Origin of the sequence: Mariniradius sediminis (genome assembly GCF_021491425.1) — a bacterium.
In the GTDB taxonomy this organism is placed as follows: domain Bacteria; phylum Bacteroidota; class Bacteroidia; order Cytophagales; family Cyclobacteriaceae; genus Mariniradius; species Mariniradius saccharolyticus.
In genome coordinates, this window is the sequence record NZ_JAKEVZ010000003.1 from 297,674 (window position 1) to 316,333 (window position 18,660).

Genomic DNA, 18,660 nt, shown 5'->3' on the forward strand with positions numbered 1-18,660 from the left:
TCATTTTTAAGCCGTTAAACATAGAAAAATATTCCTTATTCTCTGAAACCGTCCGTCATTTTCGGTGTTAGGTAGGTAGATTTCTTCGGCTCGTTGCGGGCTTTGTCTTCCAATAATTTCTACCTTTGCACATTCAAAAAATCAGGAGAATATAACCCAAATCCTATCCAATTTTCCTCCCTATGAAAATCAGTCTTAATCCCTCCACCAAGTTCGAGAGCAGGCACAATGGGCCATCCGCCTCTGAGATCGCCATCATGCTCGAAAAGATCGGCGCGGCGTCCTTGGACGAATTGATCGACCAAACAATACCGAAATCCATCCAATTGGGCAGGCCTATGGATCTGCCAAAAGCCAAGACTGAAGCATCTTTCTTGAGGGAGTTTAAGAAGCTCGCTTCCAAAAACCGGATTTTCAAATCCTTTATCGGTTTGGGATATTATGATACGATTGTTCCCGGGGTGATTTTGAGGAGTATCCTCGAAAACCCAGGATGGTATACCGCATACACACCCTATCAGGCAGAAATCGCGCAAGGACGCTTAGAAGCCTTGATCAATTACCAAACAATGGTGATGGACCTGACAGGTATGGAAATGGCCAACGCTTCTTTGCTCGATGAAGCTACCGCAGCCGCCGAAGCGATGACGATGTTGTACGCGTCCAAGCCGAAGGAAAAAAAGAACGCACACAGGTTTTTTGTGGATGAGAAGGTGTTTCCACAAACAAAGGATCTGCTGATCACACGTGCTGCGCCTATCGGGATCGAATTGGAGATTGCGTCGCTTTCCAAACTGGATTTGACCAACCCGGATTTATTTGGAATCTTACTTCAATATCCAAACGCCGATGGAGAGGTGGTGGACCACAGCGCCTTGGTGGCATCGGCGAAAGAAAGCCACGTGTTGACTGCCTTTGCGACCGACTTGTTGAGCTTGACATTGTTGACACCTCCGGGTGAATTCGGTGCAGATGTAGTGGTCGGAACCAGTCAGCGTTTTGGAGTGCCAATGGGCTATGGTGGTCCGCATGCGGCATTTTTTGCTACCCGTGACGCATACAAGCGCCAAGTTCCGGGAAGGATTATTGGTGTTTCTGTCGACAAGGATGGCAACAAAGCCTACAGGATGGCTCTTCAGACACGCGAGCAACATATCAAGCGCGAAAAGGCAACTTCCAATATCTGTACCGCTCAGGTACTTTTGGCGGTGATGGCCGGAATGTATGCTGTCTATCATGGCCCAAAAAGTCTAAAGGAAATCGCAGCAAGGACGCATGGATTGGCGCAGTTGACGGCCAAAGCCCTTCGCAAATATGGCTTTGAGCAAGTAAATGCGCATTTCTTTGATACAATCCAAATAAAGACCGATGCGGTACAGCAATCAAAAATCAAAGCATTTGCGCTGTCTTCAGAGATGAATTTCCGCTATGAGCCAGGCTTTGTTTTCCTATCATTTGACCAAGCCAAAACCATTAGCGACGTAAAGGCGATCGTGGATATCTTTTCTAAGTCAACAACTGAAAAAGCCCAAATCGATTGGGAAAACTTGGTGGAAGGATTAGAATTGAATCTTCCCGAAAACTTGAACAGGAAGTCGCCATACTTGACACATCCCGTTTTCAACCAATACCACTCCGAGCACGAGATGTTGCGCTATATCAAGCGCTTGGAAAACAAAGATTTGTCATTGGTGCATTCTATGATCTCATTGGGTTCATGCACGATGAAACTGAATGCCACGACGGAAATGATTCCGGTGACTTGGCCTGAATTTGGACAAATGCATCCATTTGCGCCACAGGACCAAGCAGCCGGATACTTCGAACTCTTCCAAAACCTCAGGAGATGGCTCAGCGAGATCACGGGTTTTGCGGATACGTCCCTTCAGCCAAATTCAGGTGCTCAAGGAGAGTATGCCGGCCTGATGGTTATCCGGGCTTACCACATGAGCCGCGGCGATCACCACAGAAATGTAGCCCTTATCCCAACCTCTGCCCATGGTACCAATCCCGCGTCTGCGGTAATGGCCGGTATGAAAGTGGTTTTGGTGAAATGTGATGAACGAGGAAATATTGATGTAGCGGATTTGAAAGCCAAGGCGGAAGAGCACAAAGCTGATCTTTCTTGCCTCATGGTCACTTATCCATCCACACATGGGGTATTCGAGGAAGCCATTCAGGAAATCTGTCAAATCATCCATGACAACGGAGGTCAAGTGTATATGGACGGGGCCAATATGAATGCCCAGGTAGGTTTGACAAGTCCCGGTATCATCGGTGCGGATGTGTGTCACCTCAACCTGCACAAGACCTTCTGCATTCCTCACGGCGGTGGAGGTCCAGGTATGGGTCCGATTTGTGTTGCGAAACACTTGGTACCTTTCCTTCCAGGAAACCCAATCGTCCAAACTGGCGGTACTGAAGCGATTACCGCAATTTCTGCGGCGCCTTTTGGATCTGCGAGTATCTTGCCTATTTCCTATGCCTATATCGCGATGATGGGTGGAGATGGCTTGACCAATGCGACCAAGATTGCGATTTTGAACGCCAATTACATCAAGGCGAGATTGGAGAGCCACTATCCAATACTTTATACCGGCACCCAAGGACGTGCCGCGCATGAGATGATCTTGGATTGTAGGGCATTCAAAGAGGTTGGCATCGAGGTGGAAGATATTGCCAAGCGACTAATGGATTATGGCTTCCACGCGCCAACGGTTTCCTTCCCTGTCGCAGGTACGCTGATGATCGAGCCGACTGAGTCCGAAACCATGGCTGAACTTGACAGGTTCTGTGACGCGATGATTGCCATTCGTGCCGAAATCCAAGAAGTTTATGATGGTCAGGCGGACCGTGAAAACAATGTGTTGAAAAACGCTCCACATACGGCTGTTTTGGCACTTTCAGATGCTTGGTCCTTGCCATACAGCAGGGAAAAGGCCGTTTATCCGCTGTCTTACGTCAAAGCAAACAAATTCTGGCCTTCTGTCCGGCGGATAGATTCAGCCTATGGAGACAGGAATTTGGTATGTAGCTGTATTCCGGTGGAAGAATATGTTCAGGCAGAAGCTTGATTTTCAAATTTTCCAGAACAAAAAAGGGGGCCAAAAGGCCCCTTTTTTTGTTTTATAGACACTTAATTTGATTGAATGCCAGCTTATCTGCGTAGATAGTCTCGGATGCTTTATTTCATAGGAGAGAAAGGGAGTGGCTGCAAGTAAAGTGATTCGACTTTTTCCACGATTTTGCCGTTTTGCTCGGAAGCGTCACGCACGGTGATCCAAACCGGATCCTTGCCGAATTTTGCGAAGGAATCCTTCCCAGCCTTCTCGCTTTTGTGCGCCAATAGGTACACCAATTTTGGCTGAACGGATTCATCCGCTTCCACCGTGTACCAATACATCACGTTGATCATACCGTGTTTTTGGAAAAGTTCGCGGGTATAATCGCGGAATCTGGCGTGGATGGCATCGATTTTCCCGGGAAACATTGTGTAGGTTCTCAGTTCAAATACCCGGTTACCCTCGTTGGTATCACGGACGATTTCCGGATTGAGGTCATCTGCAATCTCCAAAAATGTTTGCTCGACTTTGGCGACCAATGGACCGTTGGCTTCGCTCGCAGCCCTTACTTCCAGCCATTCGGGATCGGTGGCGAATTTTTCCCAAAGCATGTCACGCATCGCCTGATGTGGATAGGCCAAAATAAAAACCAGCCGGTTGTCGTTGGGATCGGTGGGGATGAAATACCCGATATTTTCAATCCCTGCTTTTGCAAAAAGCCTCAGGGTATGGTCTTGGAAACGCTTGACCAAATCGGGTCTTTTTCCCTCATGTGCAGTGTAGGTGCGCATTTCAAAATAGCGCATATCCTGTGCGCCAGCCTCCAAACAAAGGAAGGCAAGTAATGTGAGCGATAAGAGTTTGATGGTTTTCATGGATTTAAGAAGATGTGTTGATTCATTTACCTTTTCGCCAGCCCATAAAAGCGGCGACTGACAATACGACTGCGATGATTAGAAAACCGAATGTTTCCCGGGCTTCCTCGGATTCTTGGGTTTTCATGGTGAGGTCCTTGTTTTCTAGCTCATAATTTACCCATTCGGATACCGAGTCGGGGTAAAAGTAAATTGCCCCCGCAAGGCATACCAAAATGACAACCGCTAAGGGTATCAAAGGATATTTTCCCCTAAAGGCCAAGCCTGAGAAAATCGCCGCGCCGATGTAGAGTGTAACCCAGATTTCCGGATCGGGATCGTTGATTTGCCAATAGGCAAAGAGCAGAAAGGCAAAAAACCAAAAGCCAAAGAAATACTTTGAGAATGTTTTCATGGGTGCCAGTGTAGGAGTTAGCGATACCAAAATAGAAATTATTCAGACGCCTCGTATGATTCATGGGCAAAAGTTTCCATCTCATGCCGTTGCCAACCAAAGTTGCATTGTTTGGATGTTGGATTGGTGATGCAAGTCAGCTAATTGGAAAGATGAGTAGGTTCTTATTTATCAGTTTCCTCCGCCTCGGGGTCGAATTGATCTCCGTCGACTTTGATTTTTGTCAGGAAAAAAACCTCCTTGATGGCTTCCTTGCCGTCTTCTCCCACATACCTTACCTTCTGCTTGCCTGACAGTAGGAAATAATCCATAAACCACCAAGTTAGATTTAGGCTATTTTCCTGTGTTTCGCGAAGCCGCTCCTCTTCCTTGAGAAGCTTGATTTCATAGGATTGGTTTTCAAAAACCTTTTCCCCGTTTTTGATATAGCTTAGGTAGATGTTTAGCCCATCCAGATAGAGGTAGTGGAGTTTTTCTCCGTCAAAACTGATTTCTCCGTATTTGCTTGAGTAGGAAAGGAGCCTGTTGTTAAGATCCAATGCATTGTCCCAGATAACTTCCCCTTCCTTGGATAAGTAAAGCATATGCGCAGACACAAACTTGTACTCTCCTTGTTGCCAGCCAGTGGTTCCATATCGATTGAATGGATAGCCGGGCATCCCATATCCGGGCATGTAGCCCATGCCGTCCATGTACATCCGATTCATGTTGTTGCGGTAGGATTCGTTTGCATACACACCGTCCCTTGGTATGTATCGGGGATTGTTGGCAAGAAAGTGGTCGCTGTAAATTAGGTACCCATTGCCTGTCGGGATGACTTCCCTGGCGGAGAAAACCGGCTTGATGGAAGGGATCTTTCCTTTTGAAAAAGACCTTTCCAACTCGACCAGTTTCTTTTCCCGTTGTTTTTCATTGAGGTAATTGAAAAAATTGGGGAAGTTCTCCAAGGTGTAGTATCGGATATCGTATTCGCCAAATTCATTGATAAAGGCTTGGTAGATACCTTGATAGGCTTCCCGTTTGCGATAGCCATAGGTACCCACAAGGGATTGCTGGTATTGTTCGATAGGGGTCATCAGACCTTCTACCAACTCGAATGCGGGGTCTTGTAGTTGATCGATCACGACCTCCCTGACTTTATTGCCTTGCTCGTCATAGGTATTGAGTACCAACTGTTTGTTTTTAAGCCTATCACGGCGGCTTACCAATACATCAATCGTCCCCAGCTCACTCTCTTTTTTGATTTGGAGGATATTGGTGTCTTTGAAATAGATTCCCTGAACCGTAAACACATTGTTGGCTTCGATGTCGAGAATTTGCACCACCGGCCTGAGATCTGAGAGCCCCATGAACACGGCGTTGCGATTGACAACAAAAAACTCCTTTAATTCAAGCGTATAGATGTTGGTCAAATCGATTTCCTTGGCAAGATCGTTTTCGAGGTCGATTTCGATCATATACCTATCGCTGATGGCTTCTCCTTTTTGCAGTAGGATATAGAGAAAATCCCCTTCCAAATCATAGCCCAAAAGGTCGTAAAAGTCCTTGACTGCGATTTCCCGAAAGGTGTCCGAAGCCAATTCGTAGTCCGTCAAAAAATACTGTAACTTCGATTTGAGGTTGAAACCCTTGTCCGGCTGCACCCGAAAACCCACCAAACCTCCCGGACGCTTGACAATGGTAAAATTGTTGTCCTGAAATTTACTCTCAATTTCAAAACGGTTCACAAACATCACCTGGGCTTGGGATTCCAAGGCGAATAGAAATAAGACAAAAAGCGGGATGATTTTTTTCATGACCCCATTTTGATGATCAGATCGAATACGTTTTTCTCTACCGGCATGACCGAAAGCCGTGATTGCCTTAGCAAAGGAAGGCTGCCCAATCTGTCGTCGGCCTTGATGATTTCGAGACTCACAGGCTTGGACAATGCTTTCGAAGCCTTAAGGCGTACTGCGACCCAGCCTTGGTTTTCGGTATCTTTGGCATCAGGGAATGCTTCGGATGAGACTTCCGCCACACCTACGATTTCTTTGTTTTTCCCACTATGGTAAAATAGGACTTGATCCCCAAGGCGCATTTCCTTCAGGTAGTTTCTTGCCTGGAAGTTGCGGATGCCGTCCCAAATGTCTTCCTGTTTTGCAACCAGGTCTTCCCATCCGTATTCTGAAGGTTCGGATTTAACCAGCCAATAATTCATCATCGCCTTTTGTTTAGAATGTTTAAGTTAAGGCTTCGCGCTTTATTATAAAACATTTATTGTTGACATTTGTCCTAGTCAGGAGCAAAGATTCAAATTATTTTGGACGCAAATCACATCTTACGCCAACTGAAGCTGACCATCAAGCTGATGGAGCTTCATGATGAAAATCCCTTCAAGATACGCAGCCTACAATCTGCCGTCAACAATATCGACAGAGGTGAAATTGAAATTGAAGGCAAAAGTCCACAAGAGCTTCAAAACCTGCCTGGAATCGGCAAAAGCATCGCTGATTCGATTGTTTCTTTGCAGGCGACGGGAAGTTTTCCCGGATTGGACGAACTTTTGGCCAAAACCCCCAGCGGGATTTTGGAAGTCCTTGAAATCAAAGGCCTGGGGCCCAAGAAGGTGAAGGCACTTTGGGAGGAACTCAACATCACCTCTACGCATGAACTGATGGAAGCCTGCCAATCTGGGCAAGTTGCGAAAATCAAAGGCTTTGGCGAAAAAACACAGGAAAGCATTATCCAATCACTGCAGTTCAAGGAAGCCAACCAAGGAAAGTGGCTGTATGCGGATTTGGAAGCATACATGGACGAATTGGTGAACGAAATCAAGAAGAATACCTTGGTCGCGGATATGGTTCCTGTAGGCGAGTATGGAAGGAAACTGGAAATCATCGATCAGGTAGAGTGGCTCATTGCGACCGATGACAGGAAGCAGGTACTGCACGCGCTTGGGAAAATATCTTCACTGGAACGAGACCGCAAAATCTCGAGCCCATTCACATGGCGCGGAAAGCTTACTTCCCCCGAAGTGAGAATGGTGTTCCACTTTTCCGATCCAGCCGATTTGATATTGCAAAAAATAGTTAGGACTTCGGCAAAAGCCCATATGCTTCACCATGTGCAGGGAGAAAAATCCCTTGTCGAAATCATCCGGGAGGAACCACATTACTATTCGGAAGCAGAAGCATATGAAAAAGCGGGGCTTCCGTTGATTCCGGCGGAGCTTCGTGAGGGTCTGGTGGAGTTTGATCTAGCAAAATCAGGCAAGATAGATCTTCTTGTTACTGACCAAGACCTAAAGGGTATCCTCCACAACCACTCGACCTACAGTGATGGCAAGCATACACTGCGTCAGATGGCCGAGCATTGCCGGGATTTGGGATATGAGTACTTGGGAATTTCGGACCATTCGCGGACCGCGTTTTACGCAGGTGGATTGGAGATCGAGCGGGTACAGCAGCAGCACCGCGAGATCGATTTGCTCAATCAAGAACTGGCACCTTTCCGAATTTTCAAGGGCATCGAAAGTGATATCCTCATCGATGGCAGCTTGGATTATCCGGAGGACGTGCTTTCGACTTTTGATTTTGTCGTTGCTTCAGTGCATTCCAGCCTCAATATGGATGTCAAAAAAGCAACCCAGCGCCTGTTGAAAGCAATAGAAAGTCAGTACACGACCATCCTAGGGCATCCGACGGGAAGATTATTGCTGCGTCGGGGCGGTTATCCAATCGACCACAAGGCGATTATTCAGGCCTGTGCCGGCCACGGAGTCGTGATCGAGATCAATGCCAATCCTTGGAGGCTGGATTTGGACTGGAGGTGGGTCCAAGAGGCAATGGACAAGGGCGTCAAGCTTTCCATCAATCCAGACGCGCATGAAATGGAGGGATACGCGGATATGCGATACGGAGTTATCGCAGGACGAAAAGGCGGCTTGACCAGGGATATGACTTTCAACGCGCTGTCATTAAAGGAAATGGAGGCTTACCTCCAGCAACGAAAAAATTCAATCAAAAAGTCATGAGTTGGAGCGATAAAGACAACAGTATTCTATTGAAGCGCTCGTTTTTGTTTGGCATCACCGGCATTGTTCTTTGCTTGATTCCAATCGTAAACGCCTATTTTCAGTTTTTGCAGGCATCGTTGGTTCCTCTTCAAGGCGTGGGCCTGCTGTTTCAGATGTTTGGGTTGAGTATCGCTGTGATGGTCCTGCGCAAGCGAAAAAATCCCGAAGAGATTCAGGACAAGGCCAAGAAAATGATTGTGGTTTTGGCGGTTGCTTTGGTGTTTTTTGTCTTGACGATCTAAGCCGCAAATGGATTTGTCTTTATTGCCTGTTCAAGGTTCTATAAGTGATTGATTTATCGTGAAAATTTCCAAAACCCTATGAAATACCAACCTCTACCTTCCTCGTTTTACATCAAAAACAGAGAAAAGCTAGTAAAGAAGCTTCCACCAAAGTCGCTTTGCATCTTCCATGCCAATGACATCATGCCGACCAATGCGGATGGCACGATGCGTTTCAGGCAAAACAATGACCTTTTTTACCTTTCGGGAATCGATCAGGAAGAGACGATTTTGCTTGTTTGCCCGGATTTTACTGATCCTGCCATGCGTGAGGTCCTTTTTCTCCGTGAGACAAGCGAGCATATCGCCATTTGGGAAGGGCACAAATACACCATGGAAGAAGCCTTGGAAGCCTCAGGAATTCAAAACATCAAATGGTTGAAGGATTTTGACAAGACGCTACATACGGTGATGGCGCTCAGCGAGCAAGTTTTCCTCAATAGCAACGAGCATCTGCGTGCCGATATCCATGTGGAGACTCGGGACGCGCGCTTTATTCGGTACTGCAAGGAGAGGTTCCCGCTCCATCAATACCGCCGGGTGGCGCCTTTGATGCATGAACTTCGTGCTGTCAAGGAGGCCGAAGAGGTTGCCCAAATGCAGATTGCCTGCGATATCACCGAAAAGGGATTCAGAAGGCTCTTGTCATTTGTAAAGCCCGGCGTGACAGAATATGAAATCGAGGCGGAGTTGATCCATGAGTTTGTAAGAAACAGAAGCAAGGGTTTCGCTTACGAGCCCATCATTGCAACTGGACGGAACGCCTGCGTCCTGCATTACATCGAAAACAAGGATACCTGCTTGGACGGTGATCTACTTTTGCTGGACGTCGCTGCCGAGTATGGCAACTACAATGCCGACATGACCCGGACGATTCCGGTCAATGGCCGATTCAGTACCCGTCAACGTGCGGTGTATGACGCTGTATTGAGGGTAAAAAGGGAAGCGTCCGCCATGTTGAGGCCTGGCGTGACGATACAGGATTATCACAAAGAAGTAGGGCTGATCATGCAGTCGGAGCTTTTGGGGCTGGGCCTAATCGATCAGACAGATATCAAAAACCAGGACCCGAAATGGCCTGCGTATAAGAAATACTTTATGCATGGAACTTCGCATCATTTAGGGTTGGATGTACATGACGTGGGTACGATGCACGAACCGATCAAAGTGGGGATGGTTTTCACCGTGGAACCGGGAATCTACATTCCTGAGGAAAACATGGGCGTTCGGTTGGAAAACAACATTTTGATCCAAGAGTCGGGGTATTTTGACCTGATGGGAAATATTCCCGTGGAGGCTGAAGAGATCGAGGATTTGATGCAAGCCGCAAAACGATAGTCTGCGAATAGCGGATTGATTCATGTTTTTTGCTGCTTTGCCTTATATTGCACGACCAATATTCTGAAAAATGGAAATCAACGAAATGCGACTCGAGGGAATCATTGTCCCCATGGCCACGCCACTGCTTTCACATGTCGAAATCGATAAGAAAGGTACCGAAAGGCTGGTACATCACATGATGGATGGTGGTGTGCAGGGGATTTTTATCCTGGGGACTACAGGTGAGGCCACGAGCCTGAAGCCTTCGACGAAAAAGGATTTGATCGAGATTACCTGCACAGAAGCAGCGGGGCATACGGCGGTTTTGGTGGGTGTGACCCACAGCTGTTTTGATATCAGCCTGAAGCTGGCAAGGCAGGCGAAGGAAAATGGGGCAACTGCTATCGTGGCAGCACCGCCCTACTTTTATCCGCTGGATCAGGAGGATTTGTACAAATATTTCATCAAACTGGCCGACCAAAGCCCGCTACCGGTTTTCCTCTACAATTTCCCAGCGATGACCAAGTGCAACCTCGAAATGGATACTGTGATGAAGCTGGCAAAACATTCCAATATCATCGGCATCAAGGACAGTTCGGGCAATGGGGTATATTTTCAGAAACTGATGTATGTGAAGCGGGAATTTCCAAATTTCTCCGTGATGATGGGACCTGATGAATTGATGTCACAAGTGGTGATGGCAGGTGCGGACGGAGGTATGAATGCCGGGGGGAATATTTTCCCGAAGTTGTATGTCAAATTGTATGAAGCTGCCAAGAAGGGTTTTGTAGAGCGCGTCAACCAAATGCAGCCCTTGGTGCAGGAGATTTCCCAGCGGATATTCGCAGTCCATCCCAAACACTCAGGCTATATCGCCGGAATCAAGGAAAGCCTCTACCATTTCCAGGTCTGCGAGCCCCATTTGGCACCCCCACTTTCTCCCGCAGACGCTTTGGCACGTGAGATCATCCGCAGGAATCTAGAACAAATCAACTTGAAGATTAAACAGGTGTTGGCCTAAACGGTTTTTCTTCCAGCAGTTATTTGAGTCTTTTCAGGTTTCCGTTATTGACCAGAGAAGTCATCTGGGTAATGGCAATTTGGTTCAATTGTTCCAAACGATCTGATTGAACAAGTCCCTGCCGAATCATCAGGGCATTGATACTTTCTAAATTTGACAGAACCACAAGCTGTTCGAGTGTGGCATCATCCCGCATGTTTCCCTTGGAATCTGGATTTCCAGCTCGCCATTCGGCAGCGGTTTTCCCAAAAAGAGCCATGTTAAGCAAGTCTGCTTCAGAGGCGTAAACCAATGAGATTTGCTTGGAAGTGAGCTTATCGGGGATTAGTTTTTCCTTGATCGCATCGGTGTGAATCGTGTAATTGACTATTGCGAGGGTACGTTGCAGGTTCCAGTCAAGTTTTTGGCGCTTGCTTTCTTCTTCTTTGAGGCGCTGGAACTCCTTGATCATGTATAGTTTGAACTCTATGGATATCCATGAGGCAAACTCAAATGCGATGTCTTTGTGTGCAAACGTACCGCCATACCGCCCTGACTTTGAAATAATTCCAATGGCATTGGTGGTTTCGATCCATCGCTTAGGGGTCAATACAAAGCTGTTGAGGCCAGCTTGTTTTCTAAACCCGTCGAATTCGACGGGTTTAAAATTCGGATTATATAATTGTTCCCAAAAGCCCAGCAATTCAATAGTATTTCGGTTCCGCAGCCAGTTTTTGATAATATCATCCGTATTGATAACATCCTTATAACGAGCAATATCTGTAAGCGACAAGTAGTCTTCAGTATCACCTGTGTAAATTGTGATCTCCGTTCCCTTTACCTCAAGTATCTTGTTTCTTGCCATATTTCTATTTCATTTATTCAGAATTCATAGGTTCTTATCAGAAGCCAAAAACCAAGAAATCAACGCCAACTAAACTGTCTCGCCAAAGGGCTTCTGTCAATAACGCCTCACCAGCTCGGAATTCGCAGGTGCTGTACAACTCGTATTGGCGGGTATAACTAAAGCTAAAATAGCTCATAATAGAATAATCACTGTTATTAGGTGAAAGAAAAGTTACACCGTTGTATCTCAAGAAGTTGAAACCAAGTTTTCCCCAAAACAAAAACCCCAAGCCCTCATCAGGGCTTGGGGTTTTTTACATATCATTCGGAATGATTACTTGGCTTTGAACTCTACGGAGAAGATCGCCGCATTGGGTTCTTCACCTGCTTTTGGACGTGTCACAAAATAGACATCATGCTTTTTACCGTCTGTGACAGGTGTGATTCCCACCATGCCCATACCAAAGATAAATCCACCTTGGGCTTGTCCTTGGACTTGGAATACCGACTCGCCGATCTTGGTTCCGGTCGGTGAATCAAGTCTCACTTCTACGATAAAGCCGTCTTTGGTCGGTTCTTGTGCACCCCCCATCAGCATCAGCGATCCAATATCCGTTAGATCGATTCCTTTGAAGGCAAAGGAAGCTTCGCTGCTTGGAATCAAGGCCAAGGTTTGCCCGTTGAATACCATGGTCGTATAGCCATTGAGTTCGCGGGCTTGGTCCATGCCGACAACAGGATGCCTCAATGCAAGTGAACTGCTGCCCACGAGTGGCTTGATGTTTTCGCCACCACGGTCGGTAAAGCTGGCCGAGAGTACAAATGCACCGTTGTTGGAAGGCTGCTTCCCAAGCGTCGGATCTACGGTCCCGGATGCAGGAAGGGTCGGCACATCCTCTTGTCTGCGGCCGAGCGAAAGGATATAAGCGACGACTTTGCGTGCATCATCATTTTTCAAATCCGGATTGGCCGGCATGGCTGTTTCTCCCCATACGCCGCTTCCGCCCTTTTGTATCTTGTTGATCAGATAAGCCGAAGCTTCGGGATTTCTTCTATACCTTCTGGCCACTTCCGTGTAGGCAGGACCGATCGATGCTTCGTCTTCTTTGTGGCAGGTTTTGCAGGTCAATGAGCTTATAATGCTCTTTCCGGCCATTGCTTCGCTCATGACCAAATGCCCTTTTGCGGCTTCGGCCTGATCAAATCCTGAAATGTAATTGGCGGTTACAAAAAGCGAGGAAAGGTCTTTGCCTGCATCGGCATCATCTGGATCCTTGACCGTGATTTCGTAGGCTACTTTTTTCCCAGGGAAATAAAAGGACTGGTTGCCCTTTACCGCAATGGTGACTTCAGGAGCAATATTGCCCGCATAGACCGAAGCAATACCGCTTTTGGCCGTCAATTTACCAGGGTCGCTTACCGCTACACGTACGTCATAGTCCCCTATTTTATTGAAGGTGTGTTCCAATACCGGTTCATTCGTTGTGACCGTTTCTCCATTTCCCAAATCCCAAATGAACGTAAGCGGATCTTTTTCCGGATCGGCAGCATCTACCGTGAACCTGACTTTGAAAGGCAATGCACCGGAGGTTTTGTCAGTTGTGATTGACTTAACAACAGGCGTCCTGTTTCCAGCATTGAAGTCGATTCTGGAAAGTGCGGCATCAGGATTCTTGGTGAACCAGCCATTGCCATATTCCAAGATGTAAATCTTGCCGTCAGGACCCACTTCCATGTCCATCAGTGCGTTGAACTTCGTCGTCGACATGAAAGGCTCCATCTTGTCATAGTCACCTGATGGGGTCATGGTCACGGCTTTGATCCAACCCCTTACCCAATCGTAAATGAACAATTTCCCATCATAAAAGGCCGGATAGCGTGTATCTTTCGGGAACATGTCTCCATAATAAACCGGACCTGCCATTGCGTTTCGTCCTCCTGTTCCCAGTTGGGGGAATTCATTGGATTTCGCATATGGGTAATAGATAAATGCCGGCTCGACGGCAGGCAATTCCTTGATGCCCGTGTTGTTTTTCGAGTTATTGACTGGCTTGGCTGGATCAAAGAAAAGGTCGGCTTTTCCGGTTTCGTAGTTGTACTGGGCATAGGCGAAGTTGTTGCCAATGGTGTACGGCCAGCCGAAATGACCTGCTTTTCTCGCTTGGTTTACTTCATCGTAGCCTCGCGGACCACGTGTTTGGAGGCTGTCATTGCTGGCATCCGGTCCAACTTCGCCCCAATAGAGGAAGTTTGTCTTTTGGTCAACGGAGATTCTGTACGGGTTTCGGAGTCCTTGGACGTAGATTTCCGGTCGTGTGCCTTCAGTGCCTTTTGGATACAGGTTTCCGTCGGGGATTTCATAACTTCCATCTTCATTGACTTTGATGCGGAGGATTTTTCCCCTCAGATCATTGGCGTTTCCGGAGCTTCTTCTGGCATCGTATTGCTCCATTCCAGCCCTGTTGTCAACTGGTGAATATCCTCTGTTTACAAATTTGCTGTTGGGTTGGTCAAACGGCGTAGAGTTGTCGCCTGTAGAAAGATAAAGTAAGCCGTCCTTGTCAAAAGCGATGGAGCCACCTGTATGACAGCAGATATTTCTTTGTGAATATAGCTCCAAAATGATTTGCTCCGAGGCCATATCCCAAGTGTCATTTTGGAATTTGAATCGAGACAGCCTGTTGATTTCCTTGTCGCCTGTAGGACTGTAAAAAGCATAGACCCAGCCGTTCTTGGCATAATTCGGATCTTTTTGGAGACCCATCACACCTTCCTCGGCGTTTACGCCGGCAATGTCGGTTTTCCAGTAGACATCAAGCTTGGCCACCTCACGAACGGTGGAGTCACCATTTTTATACAACAGTATTTCACCCCTTCTCTGTGCTATCAAGATGTCCAAATTGGGGAGGATGGTCATTTCCGTGGGCTCGGTGAATTCGCCCAGTACCAATGTTGTTTTCTCAAACCTATTTTCTTCGGGAACTCTTTGTGTCTTGGCCTTTGAGTAGTCTAACTTTTTGTTGTCCCCAATGGCATATTTTATCCCCTCCAATACATGCTGCAAAAAAAGCTCCTCTTGGTAGGATTCTTTGGTATGGCCACCTGCGGTATAGAAGGCACGTCCGCCATCATACTCGTGGTACCATGCCATTGGGTGGAAGCCCATTGGTTTCGTATGCTGATAGCTGGATTCGTCTATGTCCATCAGCACGTTGACGTCTGGATTCAATTTTTTGAAATGGTACCACTCGTCCCTTCTGTTCCAAATTTCCGGCAGGAAGCGGGTTGTTTGGTGCTTTCGATCTGTGACGTTCAGCTTGCCGTCTTGGACATTGGGATGCGTATCGCCGATTCCTGGATGGTAGGAAAAATACCCGCCAACCAATCGGTTGTACCATCCCCATTCGTATTCGGTATCGCTCGCGGCATGTATACCGACAAAGCCACCTCCCGCTTGGATATATCTCTCAAAATCCGCCTCTTGGTAATGATTGAGCACATCTCCAGTCGTGCTGAGCCAGATTACTGCGGAATATTGCTGGAGGTTTTCCTCATTGATTAGCTCTGCATTGGTGGTAGTATCCACTTCAAAGCCGTTTTCTGCCCCCATCTTCATGATGGCCGCGATGCCATCCGGGATGGATTCATGGTAAAACCCAGCCGTCTTGCTAAATACCAAAACTTTTGGATTGCCGCTCCTCTTGTTACAGGAAGCAAATACTAACACTAAAGCCAAGGCCGTCATCAAAGACCTTGTCAGGTACTTTTTGGTCATCATAGGTTGTAGAATTTCGGGGAAGATAAGGAATTGTGGTTTATAATTAGTTCAGATTCACAGCAATGGAAAATACTCCTTAGGACTGGCATTCAGGGAAATATTTTCCAAAAATTGGCTTTTCAAAGCAGAAAAAAAACTCATTGTGTATTTTTTACAATTTGGGGTATCTTTGATATGTATTCGGGAAAAATCGACCGAAATTGGAGAAAGATTATCCGGTCTTTGCCTAGAGCAATGCGGCAAATCGGGCTAGGGCAGGATTATCCCCTCCATCCAACTTTTGTTTTTTCTATTTGAAAGTCAAGATTACTTCAAAATACGGTTATGAAAAAGAATCAAATCTCCACAGTACTATTGCTGTTTGCAGCCAGTATGTTTTTCTCCTGTGAAAAAAACGAGGTAACGGAAACGGCGATTGATGAGCAGATCGTCATCCTCAAGCAATCCAAGGGTCCTACATTGGGCTACTCCAAAGCCTGGGGAATCAGCATTCTGGACGAAGGTGGGCTGAAATTCAAAGATCTCAACAAAAATGGTTCGCTTGATCCGTATGAGGATTGGCGGCTGACGGTTGACGAGCGTGCCAAGGATTTGGCGTCCAAGCTATCTGTTGAGCAAATAGCTGGGCTCATGCTGTACAGTTCCCACCAGTCCATCCCAGCCAATCCGGCTGGATTCGGTGCGGGCACTTATGGGGGCAAACCCCTTGCCGAGAGTGGTCTCCCTAGCCATTCGCTCAGCGATCAGCAAAAGAAATTTCTCGAAACCGATAACCTGCGCCATGTCTTGATTACCCGTGTAGAAAGCCCCGAGGTCGCAGCCAAATGGAACAATGAGGCCCAAGCTTTCGTCGAAGGAATCGGTTTTGGAATTCCCGCCAATAATTCCTCTGATCCGCGGCACGGTGCAGTCGCGAGCGCCGAATACAACGCTGGCGCGGGAGGTACAATCTCCATGTGGCCGGAATCCCTTGGTCTTGCAGCAACCTTTGACCCTGCTTTGGTGCAGCGGTTCGGAGAAGTGGCATCGATCGAATATCGGGCTTTGGGTCTGACGACTGCACTTTCTCCCCAAATTGATTTGGGAACGGATCCACGTTGGAATCGGGTGAGAGGCACTTTTGGGGAAGACCCGAAACTCTCTACTGAGATGGCGCGTGCGTACGTGGATGGTTTTCAAACCTCTGGTGGTGAAAACGAAATCCAATCAGGCTGGGGCTTCCACAGCGTCAACGCCATGGTGAAACATTGGCCTGGAGGTGGCACAGGGGAAGGTGGGCGTGATGCGCATTTTGCCTATGGCAAGTTTGGCGTCTATCCGGGTGGATTGTTTGATTACCACCTGATGCCGTTTACCGAGGGGGCATTTAAGCTTTCAGGCAAAACAAAGTCCGCATCTGCGGTCATGCCTTACTATACAATTTCCTACGGGCAGGATTTGGTCAATAACGAAAATGTGGCAAATGCCTACAGCAAATACCTCATCACAGATTTGCTTCGCGAGAAGTATGGCTACGATGGTGTGGTGTGTACTGATTGGGGCGTCACCGGCGACGAAGGTCCCACTCCGGAAGTATTCAGGGGCAAGCCATGGGGTATGGAAACAAAGACCATTGCCGAAAGGCACTACCAGGTACTGATGGCTGGGGGAGATCAGTTTGGTGGAAATAATGACATCAAACCTGTGTTGGAGGCCTACCAAATGGGCGTGAAGGAACATGGGGAAGAATGGATGCGGAAGCGCTTTGAGCAATCGGGCGTAAGATTGCTGCGCAATATTTTCCAAACCGGACTATTTGAAAACCCATACCTCGATCCCGCAAAAACCAAAGAAACGGTCGGGAATCCGGGTTTCATGGAGGAAGGTTACCAAGCACAGTTGAAGTCGATCGTGATGTTGAAAAACAAGGCGCAGGTATTGCCGCTGAAAGAGAAAACCAAAGTCTATTTGTCCAAGAAATTTATTCCGTCCACGACAAACTGGTGGGGTGTCAAATCCGAGGAAAAATGGGTAGACCCTATCAACTTAGGAATTGCCAGCAAATATTTCGAAGTGGTGGATAGCCCGGAAGCGGCTGAGGTGGGGATTGTTTTTGTATCAGCACCGATGCCGGGGACAGGATATGAGCCCTCAGACCGCGAATCGGGTGGAAATGGCTACGTGCCGATCAGCTTGCAATATGGACCCTATCTTGCGAAGGACGCCCGTGAACAAAGTATCGCGGCAGGCGATCCTGTAATCGCGCCAACCGTTACCAATAGATCTTACAAGGGTAAAACAGCAATTACAGCTAACCAGAAAGAGTTGGAAATCATTTTGGAAACCCGAAAAGCAATGGCCGGCAAGCCGGTCATCGTGGTGGTGACTGCCGGGAATAGCATGGTTTTCAATGAATTTGAAAAATCCGTCGATGGCATTCTGCTCCACTTTGGGGTACAGGATCAGGCTGTAATGGATATTCTTACGGGAAAAGCTGAGCCAAGTGCCTTATTGCCTATACAGATGCCTGCAGACATGTTTACCGTGGAAGTCCAAATGGAAGACGTGCCGCATGATATGGTCTGCCATGTGGACGAGGCGGGCAACACGTATGATTTTGGTTTTGGACTCAATTGGAATGGAGTTATCAATGATTCCCGGACCGAAAAATTCAAAAGGCCGGGGCAAACAAAATAGAAAAGGCGGGAACTCCCGCCTTTTTTTATTTTTCAAATCGCTTATTGTGCTTAATTGGCGCCACAGCGATAGTCTTCATAGTCTTCCTGGAAAATGGACCTCAAGTCTCCGTCCGCATTGCGATAGGTAATGGTGCCAGTGCGTTGATTTATACGGATATCGGTTTCTATCACGATCGAGGAACCGTCGTTCAACTTGACGATACAGGGTTCGCTGATCTCGTCTATGTCCGAGCAAGAACCCAAAGCAATCACCAATACGAAAAACAGAAACTTCTTCATCGACACATCTTTGTATAAGTCAAAGGTAACAATTTCGGTTATTTTCAAATACATAGGTCACTAATTATGTCTGCCTGGATGATCACGCAA

General features: G+C 47.2%; 13 protein-coding genes. 6 read left to right on the plus strand and 7 right to left on the minus strand.

What is annotated here, in order from left to right:
• The first annotated feature begins 182 nt into the window (after positions 1 to 182).
• Positions 183 to 3,074 (plus strand): aminomethyl-transferring glycine dehydrogenase, encoded by a 2,892-nt coding sequence (gene gcvP / locus L0U89_RS05805; protein WP_234860667.1) that lies wholly within the window; start codon positions 183 to 185, stop codon positions 3,072 to 3,074.
• A 110-nt stretch (positions 3,075 to 3,184) separates the two neighbouring features.
• Here the strand turns inward: gcvP and L0U89_RS05810 are convergent, their stop codons facing one another.
• From L0U89_RS05810 to L0U89_RS05825, 4 genes are all read right to left on the minus strand, one after another.
• Positions 3,185 to 3,937, minus strand: coding sequence for an NIPSNAP family protein (locus L0U89_RS05810; RefSeq protein WP_008624247.1), 753 nt, complete (start codon positions 3,935 to 3,937; stop codon positions 3,185 to 3,187).
• Between the two features lie 22 nt (positions 3,938 to 3,959).
• A complete protein-coding gene (locus L0U89_RS05815; protein WP_234860668.1) occupies positions 3,960 to 4,331 on the minus strand; it encodes a transmembrane 220 family protein in 372 nt (123 codons plus the stop codon).
• Positions 4,332 to 4,495: 164 nt separating this feature from the next.
• Positions 4,496 to 6,127: a transcriptional regulator gene (locus L0U89_RS05820; RefSeq protein ID WP_234860669.1), complete on the minus strand. Its 1,632-nt coding sequence runs from the start codon at positions 6,125 to 6,127 to the stop codon at positions 4,496 to 4,498.
• Positions 6,124 to 6,531 (minus strand): EVE domain-containing protein, encoded by a 408-nt coding sequence (locus tag L0U89_RS05825; protein WP_234860743.1) that lies wholly within the window; start codon positions 6,529 to 6,531, stop codon positions 6,124 to 6,126. Before L0U89_RS05825 ends, L0U89_RS05820 begins: the two co-directional genes overlap by 4 nt.
• A 102-nt stretch (positions 6,532 to 6,633) precedes the next feature.
• Between L0U89_RS05825 and L0U89_RS05830 the strand changes: the two genes are divergently transcribed.
• From L0U89_RS05830 to L0U89_RS05845, 4 genes are all read left to right on the plus strand, one after another.
• A complete protein-coding gene (locus L0U89_RS05830) occupies positions 6,634 to 8,346 on the plus strand; it encodes a DNA polymerase/3'-5' exonuclease PolX (RefSeq protein ID WP_234860670.1) in 1,713 nt (570 codons plus the stop codon).
• Complete coding sequence (locus L0U89_RS05835; RefSeq protein ID WP_234860671.1) at positions 8,343 to 8,630, plus strand: hypothetical protein; 288 nt, start codon at positions 8,343 to 8,345, stop codon at positions 8,628 to 8,630. The genes L0U89_RS05830 and L0U89_RS05835 overlap by 4 nt, the downstream gene beginning before the upstream one ends.
• A gap of 78 nt (positions 8,631 to 8,708) precedes the next feature.
• On the plus strand, positions 8,709 to 10,007 hold the full coding sequence (locus tag L0U89_RS05840) for an aminopeptidase P family protein (protein ID WP_234860672.1): 1,299 nt from the start codon (positions 8,709 to 8,711) through the stop codon (positions 10,005 to 10,007).
• Positions 10,008 to 10,077: 70 nt separating this feature from the next.
• Complete coding sequence (locus L0U89_RS05845) at positions 10,078 to 11,010, plus strand: dihydrodipicolinate synthase family protein (protein ID WP_234860673.1); 933 nt, start codon at positions 10,078 to 10,080, stop codon at positions 11,008 to 11,010.
• Positions 11,011 to 11,029: 19 nt separating this feature from the next.
• Here the strand turns inward: L0U89_RS05845 and L0U89_RS05850 are convergent, their stop codons facing one another.
• A complete protein-coding gene (locus L0U89_RS05850; protein WP_234860674.1) occupies positions 11,030 to 11,854 on the minus strand; it encodes a KilA-N domain-containing protein in 825 nt (274 codons plus the stop codon).
• A gap of 315 nt (positions 11,855 to 12,169) precedes the next feature.
• Entirely contained in the window at positions 12,170 to 15,613 is a 3,444-nt protein-coding gene (locus tag L0U89_RS05855) for a ThuA domain-containing protein (RefSeq protein ID WP_234860675.1), read from the minus strand.
• Positions 15,614 to 15,937: 324 nt separating this feature from the next.
• Here L0U89_RS05855 and L0U89_RS05860 point away from each other — a divergent pair, with 324 nt between their 5' ends.
• On the plus strand, positions 15,938 to 18,289 hold the full coding sequence (locus L0U89_RS05860; RefSeq protein WP_234860676.1) for a glycoside hydrolase family 3 protein: 2,352 nt from the start codon (positions 15,938 to 15,940) through the stop codon (positions 18,287 to 18,289).
• A gap of 50 nt (positions 18,290 to 18,339) precedes the next feature.
• Here L0U89_RS05860 and L0U89_RS05865 read toward each other — a convergent pair whose 3' ends face one another.
• A complete protein-coding gene (locus tag L0U89_RS05865; RefSeq protein ID WP_234860677.1) occupies positions 18,340 to 18,624 on the minus strand; it encodes a YgdI/YgdR family lipoprotein in 285 nt (94 codons plus the stop codon).
• Positions 18,625 to 18,660: the final 36 nt, after the last annotated feature.